General features: G+C 44.3%; 13 protein-coding genes. 3 read left to right on the top strand and 10 right to left on the bottom strand.

The annotated features are described in order from the left end of the window. The 9 genes from K2Q26_11310 to K2Q26_11270 all read right to left on the bottom strand — a co-directional run. Positions 1-1,373, bottom strand: a 1,373-nt coding sequence (locus K2Q26_11310; GenBank protein ID MBY0316101.1) for a hypothetical protein, incomplete at its 3' end; no start/stop codon positions are given. A gap of 9 nt (positions 1,374-1,382) precedes the next feature. Beyond that, complete coding sequence (locus K2Q26_11305; GenBank protein ID MBY0316100.1) at positions 1,383-2,093, bottom strand: patatin-like phospholipase family protein; 711 nt, start codon at positions 2,091-2,093, stop codon at positions 1,383-1,385. A 61-nt stretch (positions 2,094-2,154) separates the two neighbouring features. Beyond that, entirely contained in the window at positions 2,155-2,679 is a 525-nt protein-coding gene (locus K2Q26_11300) for a chloramphenicol phosphotransferase CPT family protein (GenBank protein MBY0316099.1), read from the bottom strand. A gap of 10 nt (positions 2,680-2,689) precedes the next feature. Next, positions 2,690-2,983, bottom strand: a complete 294-nt coding sequence (locus tag K2Q26_11295) for a hypothetical protein (protein ID MBY0316098.1) — start codon at positions 2,981-2,983, stop codon at positions 2,690-2,692. Between the two features lie 122 nt (positions 2,984-3,105). Then, complete coding sequence (locus K2Q26_11290) at positions 3,106-3,609, bottom strand: pyridoxamine 5'-phosphate oxidase family protein (protein MBY0316097.1); 504 nt, start codon at positions 3,607-3,609, stop codon at positions 3,106-3,108. 134 nt (positions 3,610-3,743) lie between these two features. After that, entirely contained in the window at positions 3,744-5,285 is a 1,542-nt protein-coding gene (locus K2Q26_11285; GenBank protein ID MBY0316096.1) for a hypothetical protein, read from the bottom strand. Between the two features lie 128 nt (positions 5,286-5,413). Further along, positions 5,414-6,316 (bottom strand): protease HtpX, encoded by a 903-nt coding sequence (gene htpX, locus K2Q26_11280; GenBank protein MBY0316095.1) that lies wholly within the window; start codon positions 6,314-6,316, stop codon positions 5,414-5,416. Positions 6,317-6,407: 91 nt separating this feature from the next. Then, on the bottom strand, positions 6,408-7,070 hold the full coding sequence (locus K2Q26_11275) for an HAD hydrolase-like protein (GenBank protein MBY0316094.1): 663 nt from the start codon (positions 7,068-7,070) through the stop codon (positions 6,408-6,410). Continuing rightward, positions 7,067-7,438 (bottom strand): DUF1304 domain-containing protein, encoded by a 372-nt coding sequence (locus K2Q26_11270; protein ID MBY0316093.1) that lies wholly within the window; start codon positions 7,436-7,438, stop codon positions 7,067-7,069. The genes K2Q26_11275 and K2Q26_11270 overlap by 4 nt, the downstream gene beginning before the upstream one ends. Before the next feature lie 77 nt (positions 7,439-7,515). On the opposite strand from K2Q26_11270, the gene K2Q26_11265 reads away from it, so the two are divergent. Beyond that, positions 7,516-8,316, top strand: a complete 801-nt coding sequence (locus K2Q26_11265; GenBank protein MBY0316092.1) for a hypothetical protein — start codon at positions 7,516-7,518, stop codon at positions 8,314-8,316. On the opposite strand, the gene K2Q26_11260 is transcribed toward K2Q26_11265, so the two are convergent. After that, entirely contained in the window at positions 8,297-8,713 is a 417-nt protein-coding gene (locus K2Q26_11260; GenBank protein MBY0316091.1) for a hypothetical protein, read from the bottom strand. The two genes, K2Q26_11265 and K2Q26_11260, sit on opposite strands and share 20 nt — an antisense overlap. A gap of 72 nt (positions 8,714-8,785) precedes the next feature. Here K2Q26_11260 and K2Q26_11255 point away from each other — a divergent pair, with 72 nt between their 5' ends. Together K2Q26_11255 and rarD are read left to right on the top strand one after the other, a co-directional pair. After that, a complete protein-coding gene (locus tag K2Q26_11255) occupies positions 8,786-9,172 on the top strand; it encodes a hypothetical protein (protein ID MBY0316090.1) in 387 nt (128 codons plus the stop codon). 14 nt (positions 9,173-9,186) lie between these two features. Continuing rightward, positions 9,187-10,116, top strand: coding sequence for an EamA family transporter RarD (gene rarD, locus K2Q26_11250; protein ID MBY0316089.1), 930 nt, complete (start codon positions 9,187-9,189; stop codon positions 10,114-10,116). Positions 10,117-10,244 lie beyond the last annotated feature (128 nt).

The following is a 10,244-nucleotide window of genomic DNA, read 5'->3' as shown; positions in this document are numbered from 1 at the left end:
GTCTGAAAAAAATTGATATTCCGAAACTGACCGTATTCGGTATTCAAATATAATTTCTCTCCCCGGAGATGTAATGGTCCGTGGAGACCCCCGGAATTTCCCTCGATCTCACCGGTGAGTTCCATGGAGCCGAAAGCGGTATTTATGATATTTTTTGTGAGGGGAATAAATTCTGTAATTTTCGGACTTAACTCTATTTTGACTTTATTATTAGGAAACTTAAGATGAAATCGGTCTTGTTGCGAAAAGTATTTAAGGTCGATATCCTTGAAAGAGACAATTCCTGTCTTGTCTGTGATCGTGAATCTTGCTGAATGATAGTTCTTCCCGAGTTTAAATTGCCCGCGACTGCTGAGCCCCTGAAGCAATGTGTTCGAAGATTCGTTTTTTATCCTCACCCCCGAAACCAAATAATCGCCCTTTGGGGGAGTTTCATCGTCGGCCCAAATATTAAAAGAAAACTTCTGAAGGCTTATTTCCTCGGGAACGTGAAGTGTACTTTGACTCGTCGTCAGTGTTAGATTTGTTTTGGACAAATCATCGAGGTGGCCGCGGGCGATCATCTTCAATTCTTTTATCGTCGCTGATGTCTTTGTTGTACCCAGCTCTAATTTTACATCGAACTGGAGCGATAACGTTGTATCAAAAGAATTATCGTTCGATAAGCTCATCACGCCATGACTCGTATTTAAAAAGAGTCTTGGGATATTTACTCTTGGAGTTTTTGATTGAAGATGAGCTAAATGAAGCTCTAATTGGTGCAAAATCACTTGAAGGTTGTCGCCACAATTCAATTCGATATCACCTTTGAGTTTTGAGGTTTCCAGCGAAACCGAGGGAAAAGACTGAGGCTTTAAAGTTTCCCCTGAGAATTGAAGGCTGAAATGATTCTCTTTGGAAATGTGCTTGAAACTGAGATTCAAGGGGAGAGTTGCCTTCTGCCACGTTAAGTTTTTAACTGAAAGAGCTATCGCCGTATTTAGGTAGGACTTGCAGTATTGATTAAAATCAACAAAATCAGATTTTGAGTTTTTCGTCGAATCTGTGGAAAACCTTTGGGAAATCTCGAAGAGCTCAGGGATGTCGAGGTGGTCCGCCGAGACTTCTATGGAGTTGAGGGCAAATCCGAAGATGGGATTGTTATAGGTCACGTGGATGAGAGGAATGTCACTGCTGTTTCCGATCCGAAGTTGGGAGAACTTGATTGCATTTAAAGAGATCTCATCCAACGAAAAGCGAACAGGGATCTTTTTGCTCGAAAAATAAGTGGACAGAGCCGCCGCGACAATTGGCTTTTTAAAAACAAAAAGCACCAGGCTCAAGACCAAGAGGGAGGCGATAGAGAATCCAAAAGTTTTAATCGAGGCTTTCAATAGGGTCCCCTAGGCTTGAATCATCTGATCAATAAAAAATCGATTCATCGCTTGTTGCGTTCGTTCCAAAAGCTCGCTGTAAGCCTTTTTTCCATCCCCCAGATTATTAAAGCTCACCCGGGGAATATTCTTATAATAAAGGGTAAAGTGTTGAGGGTGAAAAGTAACGCCTGAAGATCCAAAAAAAATATTGAGGACTCTCTCATGCTTGTGGATAGGATTTGTTCCCGACTTATTAAAAATTCCCCCGTCATAATAAATTCGTCGGCCTAATCGGCGGGGATGAAATAACCCCGGAACAGCACAGGAAGCGACGACGGCTGCTGGAAGCTCACCTTGATTTATGAAGCGAGTTTTAAATGAGAACAGATCGAACACAGCCACTTCAAGTGGTTTGTGTGTTTTTTCGAATGTGGGGACTAAGTGTTCCTGAATTAAATTTAAAAATTTATTTCCTCGAAGTAACCCCAGCCCTAAGTGAGGGTCCCAAAAATCTTTTTTTTCAATGGAGAACGCGAGTTCTTTGAATTGATCTGGGGACATGCCAGAGGCTAAGGCTCCGCCGACGAGGGCTCCGGCACTAGAGCCACTCAATTTGCTAGGTGGGAAACCCGTTTGGTAGAGGGCAGTAGCAACTCCACAATGGGAATAATAACCAAAAAAACTACTGCATAATGCTAATGTGTATGGCCCTTGTGAGAGCCAGGATTCAAGTTTCATCCGACTTCTGTTGTCACCTATTGCCTGGCCAATGACAATAAGAAACTGACAGCTTTCGAAGCTAAGCTTTTAATGGTGAAGCGTCCATGTTGAGAATGATCTGGACAATCTCGGCAGGTGAGTGCGCGTGGCTGTCCACCATAAGATCGTATTTGAGGAATGTATGAATATCTTTGTATTGCATCTCTGCCAGACCCTTGTCTCGATCGGATCGGTGAGACTCGCGCTCTTGAAGAACCTCTAGAGGGCACTTGAGCCCTACGACAATCTTATTTTTAATTTTTTCTAGACTCTGTTGATAAATCTTAAACGTGCCTTCGGTATAAATTGGACAATCCGCAATCACGATATTTTTCGAGTTTGAAAGTGCGGCAACGCAATCAAAATAACCTTGGAAGAGAGAATTCCAGTCTACGGAAACCTCGTACTTTCCTTTTCCTTGGATTGCATTAATTATCGAGGGGGAAAGAGAATAGATCACTTTGTCAGTGGAAAAATAAAGCACCGGAGACCGGATAACTGTTTGCAGTTCGAGAGCAACGGCCGACTTGCCGCTGCTCGAAGGACCATTAATATAAAAGATCATGGGTTATAATTTACGATGCTTTTAGCTGAAAGACAATTTTACTATCATGTTCATCCTGGGGATTTCGCCATTCCTCCAATTTTTGCAAATGCCCGGCCTTTTCAAGTGCAATAAAATCGGCAAGCTCCCACTCTGAGGGAAGTTCTTTAGAAATATCTTTGCCTGCGCACTCCACGTGCGAATAGACCCCAAAGGGAATAAAGCCTAACCACTCTGTGCGATAAGTGATTTTTTCGGCCTTAAGATCTTTTGTAACTAGATGTAATTTTTCTTTGATTTTAACTTGTTTACTGTTGAGTGACATTCGCTGCTCCTAATCCTGAAATTGAACTGAGGACCTAGAATATCATCGGTTTTTTCGCGGAAAAATAGAGGTGCAGTCTAGCCGGACCAAATTTGTTCTCGACATTGGTCCTGCTCCAATCTCTAACGACTAATTTCGATATGCTCCTGTGTTCCAAGTTCTCTATGGGCTCTATTTCCCGTAAGAATGGCTTTCGCAAAAGCAAAGGCTTGGACGAGCTGCGAGGAAGGGGATTGCCACAGTTCCGCACTTTGAACGCTTACCCTTATCAGGGTCATATCGGGATCTCGTAGACCTTTGGGAAACCAAGCTTTTAATGTCGGTTTCCAAAGCTCTTTGGCTTTCGCTTTGTCGTCAACAAGTTCGGCGGTTCCGGTGAGGGAGAGATAAACTGATTTTTCGGGCTGTGATAATGAAATATTGACCTGGTTTCTTCGGGTAATGTCTTCGGCTTGCGTGGTGGACTTCGAAGTAAAGAACCAGAGATCGCCATCGAATTCCATTTCTTGAAAGGTCATGGGTCGGCTTCTGAGAGCTCCTTCTTCGTCAAGAGTTGTTAACATTACGAACTTGGCGTCTTTTAACAGTTCCGCAAGTTTACTAATATCTTCTTTGTTCTGATACATAGATCCTCCACTTACTGGGTATTGCAGGAATGGCACCACGATCAGTAGAAAAATAATGCACTTTGACCAGATCGTGGGGAACTTTTCCACCCCTCGTTTTTAACAAAAGAGGTGAATTGCCTATCGCAGTCGCCTTAGAGGGCCTCTAAGTATTTCTTAAGAGCTTCGCGCTCTTCAAAATGGAGTCGGCGGTTGGGAGGCATTTGATTGTCGATATCAGCCATATCCCCGGTGCGCTCCAAAATTTCGTCCAACAGTTTTTGTTTTTTAGAGGGCGAATGGAGTACGATCTTTAGCTTTTGAGGATCATTAAAGGGAATCAGCGGCGCCGTAACGCCATCTGAGTGACAGCTTGAGCATTGTTTAAGGAGTGTCGGTGCCGAGATTTCTAACTGCAATGGGCTTGACGATGTCCAAGTCGGTTTGTTTATGAACAGCTTTTGTAACTTGGGCTTTGCAATTTCCGCGAGGTCTTGGCAACTGAGTTCACTTTCGGGGAACGATTTGGTCCACGCAGCTTGGTAAGCCATGTGCGTATGATGGGGAACGCCGAATCGCTCCATAAATGCAAAGCGACCGGTGGTTCCAAAATCCATGGACCAGTCTGACGTATCAACCCCTAAACTTTCAAAAAGCCAGGTGATACGTTGACTGATCTTTTCTTCACCGAAGGCTCCCGAGCTGATGTATCGACCTGCAGGAGTCGACAGGCGGTGATTTTCTAAAAGGCGCGAGAAACTCTCGTCCTTCAAATCATAAGAGTAATGGCATCGCCCGAGCATCTCGTAGATTTCTTTTTGCGCTTCCCATAGAGGAGTCTCCTCGGCCATGAGACGAACCACTCGTTGAAAATTAAGGACAGCAATCACTTGAGTGAAATGAGTTGGAGTTTTTGGGTTTAAAATTCCGAGAGATGAGTACCGAGGATTATTTGGTGCAACTTTTTGGAGAAAGTGATCAAGAATATCCTTCTCAAAAAGTTGTTCTTCTAAAAAAACAGAATCGTGAGGACGTGCGACCGCCTTTACACCGCCATCATTTTTGAGTGGACTTGTAACAATCCCATTATTGCTGCCGATAGCGCCTGGCCAAATATTGTAGGGCTCCCAGTTGGGTCGCATGTCGATGTTGGTCCGCGACGGAGATTGATGGCAGCCTAAACATTTTTTCGGATTAGGTTCCGAGACGGTGGGATTTCCCAAGCTCTTGCTAAAGGTAATTTCGCGAAATTCGAATCGGCGAGTTCTGTCATCAAAACGAATGACCTCAATCGCTTGACCGCCCTTTGCGGGACTTCCTCCATTAAAAGATAAGATCAAGCGCGCCGTTGGCGTGAAGGTAATGATTCGTGGTGCTTGTATGGAGGCTTTCTGCAAACTCCGACTTCGATACATCACAATGTAGTTATGATTGAGCATGTAATCGGGCAGGTGGGAAATGACGCTTTCGATAGTATTTAATTTTTTCTCGGCGATCAATTCGGTAAGTTGGTCAAAGGTGAACTCCTCATTGTAGGGCACCGGATTTTGGATATAAGAGAGAGCGGGATACTCTATACCGTCCACGAATAAACTTTTACGATTGTAAGATGTATCCGTTGAAAAATCGATAAGGCGCGGAAGCCCAAAAGAAACCGATGAGCTTAAAATTAAAAAAATAAATGTAAGTTGAAGCACCCCGAACCCCCGAGGAGGACTTATATCAACACGGGAGATGAGATGTTAGCGAAGAGATTTCATGTCGATTTGAGGTCGGCACTGAAGTTTATTCAGATCATAGAGGCGAGAGAATCTCGCCCCTAAAATTAGACATACTGGCGTTTCTGCAAAGCCTCGATGCGCTTTTCCAAAGAGGGATGGGTCGAAAATAAACTTAATAAACCTCCCGCTTTCCCAGAAATTTTGAGACTCGCGATGGCCGGGGACTCTTCCGCGCGGTTGTGCGGCAGAGTTCGTTGCATGGTTCTTTGCAGAGCTTGAAGGGACGACACCATCGCATGCGTTCCTGCCAATCGCGCGCTACCAGCGTCGGCACGGAACTCGCGATAACGAGAGAACGCCGCGAGGACCATCAGACCTAAAAGACCAAGGAGAATTTCGCAAACCAATATCACTCCAAAGTTCACCATGTACCGTTTGTTTTCATCCACCGTTTGGCTCACGCCAAAAGCGATGATGCGCGCAAAGAACATGACAAAAACGTTAATTAAGCCTTGAAGCAAAGTCATCGTGACCATATCGCCATTAGCGATGTGAGAGACCTCGTGAGCTAAAACCCCATCGGTTTCGGTTTGATTCATCGAATTTAAAAGGCCTCGAGACACTGCGACCAGCGAACGATTCTTCGTCGGTCCGGTCGCGAATGCGTTGACCTCGGGAGATTCGTAAATTCCCACTTCTGGCATCGTTTGGAGTCCCGCTTGTTTGGCAAAACCATAAATACGCTGAACCAACATACGATGATCCGCATTGGGATCATTGGCATCAATCAACTTTACACCCATCATCGCTTTCGCCATCACTCGTGAAAGTGCGAGGGATATAAAGGCGCCGCCAAAGCCCCAGATCGTACAGAAAATAAGTAGGCTGGTGTAGTTGATACCATTTTGCTCGAGGTAAGGGCGAACCCCAAAGATATTCATAACGACAGAGATCGTCGCTATGATTAATATGTTAATTAAACCAAAAAGGAAGATACGTTTTAACATTTGCATTGAAATGCCTCCATCACACTCAAATTATGGTGTTTCCCTTGAGAAAGTAAAGGTTTGGCCCATCTCGCGGGGTACCAAGTGGTGGTTATTTGCCTCTGGACGTCGGAGTGCGGTGAGGAGAGTAGGTGAAATGGTGTAAACTTTGGAGCTTTTTAACGCACTGGTGGCCGTGGGTCACTAAAAGTACGTCGACGCCCATGGCTTGGCCCACCTCTAAATCGTGATCGGTATCCCCAATAAGAAGAGTCTTACGGGGCTCCATATTTGTCTTTTCCATTAACTCTTTACCGCGATGCACTTTGGTGGCGGCAAATTTATCACCAATCCCGTAGATGTGGTCGAGGAGCGGTAAGAGTCCATAGTGCTCCATCATCTGGTTTAAGCTGTCCTGATCTGTGGCGGACAGAATGGATTGGGATCGTCCAGAAGATTTGACGTGCTCAAGCCAATGTCGTGATTCTGGAAAAAGCTCGCAGGATTTGTAGTCTCGCATAAAAGAATCAACAAATTCGAAGGCGACTTGTTCGAACGTCTCACTTTCGAAATTAAAGCCCAAAGTGTCGTAGTATTTTCGGATCGGAAAGCAAAACCGTTCTCGGTAACTCTGCACATCGAGGGTTGGAAGTTGGCGAGGAGCTAAAAGAGAATTAATTTTCCCCACAGCATATTCCACGTCGTTGAGGAGCGTTCCGTTCCAATCCCAGATGATGTTCTCGTAGGGATGAAGATGATCGAAAAGATGAGTCATAGGGGGCCTCGAACCAGGAAAATAAGTATTAATCCGATAAAAGCAGGAGCTGCCTGCACAAAGAGAATCGCACGTGACACGGTCAGTGCTCCAAAAATTCCTGCAACAAAGATACAGCTGAGAAAGAAAAACATCAGAGGAAATGTAAGAGATTCATTGGCGAGAAGAGACCAGAAGCAACCAGCGGCGAGGAAGCCATTATAAAGCCCTTGATTCGCGGCGAGAGCTCGGGATTCTGAAGAAAATGGAACGGAGGTCTTAAAAATTTTTCGACCTATAGGATGGTCCCAAAAAAACATTTCGAGAACCATAAAAATCAAATGTTGAATTCCCACCAAGGCCACGAAAGTTTGAGTCAGAAAAAGCATGGCCAAAAATATCCGAACAAGAGTTGATTATCAATCAATTTGATGGCAAACCGTGAGCAACCGTATGGGGGCATCGTATGAAAATTCTTATCCTACATTTGTTTATAAGTATTTTGAGCTTGAACGCATTTGGACAAACTCTTTCTGCGGCTCGCCCGTTCGGCGAAAGATCGAGCTCTAAAATTGATGGGCTTAAAAACAAACTTCGCGAGACTCAAGGATTTGCCTCTCAAGACACGGTAGTGAATGTTGCAAAAAACATAGACAAAGCATCGTTTGTGAAAGTCACGCCCTGGGCGTCTTATGAAGAATTAGAAAGCCGCTTCAAGAGATTAAGAGATGAGCGGTTTATTAACGATCCAGAAAAAGAGGATTCGCTCCGCCGAGAATCTTGGATGTTCCCAGATGATGGATGTTATGCCCGGGCCTCTCTCATGAATGACAATCTGATCAAGTGGACGTCGGAGCCGGTCAGCAAAATTTTTGTTTTTGGTGACCTCATGGTGAAGACCGATAACAGCGAATATGGTTATGTCGGTTGGTGGTTTCATGTGGCACCCATCGTTAGAGTCGACAATGAGAAGTACATCATCGATCCTGCTGTGGAGCCCGCGAGACCTCTTAAGCTCGTTGAGTGGTTAGAGCGTATGGGTGATACAAGTGGAATGAAAATAGCGATTTGTAATCCCTTTGCCTACACTCCAGAGAGTTTATGTGTTTCTGCCCCAGAAAGCGATGATGATTTAGCTTTAGCCGACCAGTTGATGTTTCTACCTTTAGAGCGCGAACGTCTTATAAGCTTGGGCCGAGATCCTGATCTAGAGTTGGGGGAAGGTCCGCCCTGGCTCAATGCAACGACTACTGATCGCAGTCTGTAGCAAAGCTATCGAGTTTCATTTTTTTATCTTCGCGAATGGCAAAGTAACAAGAGTCAGGTGGCCCAATGATTTTTTTTCCCTTGAGAACTTGAACATTCATACGAATAGTTTCTTCGCCGCCCATATTGATTGCGGTAGGCTCTTTAACAAATTTGACTTTACAGACAGCCTTTGCGCATTCTTTGAATTTTTCTTTGTCGATATCTAACATCGCTCTGAACTCGTCGGTGTGCGGAATATTTGAAAAAGAAGCTCTCGAGACCTGATTGACGTAGGTGTCCATTAAATTCTGCAGTTCACTTTTGTCAAATTTTGCAAGTGCGAACGATGGCATGAGAAGTGCGAATATAAATAATTTTAGGAGGCGCGCCCGAGGAGTTTTATTTAAGGATGTCATAGTCACTAGATTAAGGCAGTGTAAATAATTATCAACTTTATAAAATATAAGCCCGCCTTTATGATTGGGAGTATGAAGATCATCGTACTTGCACTGTTACTGTTTACGGCTTATGTCCAGGCGGCACTGCCTAAGGCGCAGCTTCGGAAAGCTCATCTAGGAACCGTGGAGGTGAAACTTGTGGAACGCCTAGAGGCTGAGCCCGTCAGTAAACCTTACGCTGTCGTCGTTACGATGAACTGTGCCAAAGGATTTAAGTCTAAAACGAAAAAATTAGAGATCAATACCTGTGGGTCCAATCTGGATGACGTCAGGATTGAAAGTGGTAATGTTCTTCGCTTTTCTCACTTTGTATGGGATGCAGATAAAACTTCGGAAAGCTTTGAAGGCGCAATAGTTTGTGATAAGAACAACCGCATTCACGAAAAAATCAAACTTTCCGATTTTTGTTACAAATAAGGTATTACACGTTTATGACCCACCGTTTGGGCTACTTCTACGCAATTGCTGCCTATTCTTGTTGGGGATTTTTCCCGATCTACTGGAAACTGATCAAGCATGTACCTCCGCTAGAAATTCTTTGTCATCGCGTCGTGTGGGCATTTCTATTCTACTGCTCGATCCTTATTTATAAGAAAAGGAAATTCACCTTATTCTGGCCCGAAAATAGAACTCACTTAGTACGTCTTTCGATTGGTTCTTTGTTTCTCATGGCCAACTGGTTTGTCTATATCTATGCGGTGAATAACAATCGCATTTTAGAAAGTAGCTTGGGATATTTTATCAATCCCATTCTCAATATTTTGGTGGGTGTTTTTATTTTAGGAGAAGTTTTAAACTTATCTCAGAAGCTAGCGACCGGGTTGGCCGTAGTTGGGGTGATGATCATTTCGGTGAGTCAGGGAGAGATTCCGTGGCTGGCTTTGTTTTTAGCTGGATCTTTCTCTCTCTACGGTCTTACCAAAAAAGTAGTTACGGTTCCCGCATTGGAATCCAACCAGTACGAGTCGATGATACTTCTCCCGCTGACCATCGCTCTCTTGCTATTTTTGGAGCCGTTGTCTGGATCTGCGCCATTCCAGTGGGGGGATTCATTTTATCCGACGCTAATGCTTTTGGTGGGCGGAGGGATTGTGACGGGATTGCCGCTCATATTCTTTACCGAAGCGGCCCAACGACTTCCGTTTTACATGATGGGCTTTTTTCAGTTTCTTTCCCCAAGCTTTCAATTTTTGAGTGGAGCCGTTATTTTCGGAGAGCCGCTGTCGCGAACAAAGCTCTTTGGCTTTATGTTCATTTGGGCGGCCGGTGGGTTAGTAATGATGAATCAGTGGTTTATCGTGAGAAGATTCCGAAGGGACTCTAAAGCTTCTGTCATCTCTACAGATTCAAAGACCACTTGATTGATCTGATAGATATCTCCACCACGAAGATGGACGTTAGCTGTAGAACCATTGTTGTAAGTGATCTTGGCAAAATGGGTGAGTGGAAGATCGAAAATCTTTTCGCTTTTGAGTTCCTTCACGTGCAC

The sequence above is a fragment of the Bdellovibrionales bacterium genome (genome assembly GCA_019750295.1).
Classification (GTDB): Bacteria; Bdellovibrionota; Bdellovibrionia; order Bdellovibrionales; family JAGQZY01; genus JAIEOS01.
The sequence above is the reverse complement of the archived record's forward strand: the minus strand, read 5'-3'. Positions and strand labels throughout refer to the sequence as shown.